1 protein-coding gene is annotated in these 591 nt (G+C 68.9%); it reads left to right on the forward strand.

What is annotated here, in order from left to right; all coding sequences use genetic code 11:
• Nucleotides 1-591: LLM class flavin-dependent oxidoreductase (locus LG395_RS40930; protein ID WP_225814671.1), on the forward strand; the 591-nt coding region annotated here is incomplete at both ends.

Raw genomic sequence — 591 nt, forward strand, 5'->3', positions numbered from 1 at the left:
GACCCGACCACGGGGCGGACTCCGACGGAGCGCGAGCGGATCAAGGCCATGGTCGCCATCGCGCTGAAGGCCGAGGAGGTCGGTCTGGACGTCTTCGCGATGGGTGAGCACCACAACCCGCCGTTCGTGCCGTCCTCGCCGACCACGATGCTCGGCTACATCGCGGCGCGCACGGAGCGGATCGTGCTGTCGACGTCGACCACGCTGATCACCACCAACGACCCGGTGAAGATCGCGGAGGACTACGCGATGCTGCAGCACCTGGCCGACGGGCGGGTGGACCTGATGACGGGCCGTGGCAACACCGGGCCGGTCTACCCGTGGTTCGGCAAGGACATCCGCGACGGGATCGACCTGGCCATCGAGAACTACGCGCTGCTGCGCCGGCTGTGGCGCGAGGACGTGGTGGACTGGGAGGGCAGGTTCCGCACCCCGTTGCAGGGCTTCACCTCCACCCCGCGCCCGCTGGACGGTGTGGCGCCGTTCGTGTGGCACGGCTCGATCCGCTCCCCGGAGATCGCCGAGCAGGCCGCGTACTACGGCGACGGCTTCTTCCACAACAACATCTTCTGGCCCGCCGAGCACACCAAG

The organism is Streptomyces spinosus (genome assembly GCF_020400655.1).
Taxonomy (GTDB): domain Bacteria; phylum Actinomycetota; class Actinomycetes; order Streptomycetales; family Streptomycetaceae; genus Streptomyces; species Streptomyces argyrophylli.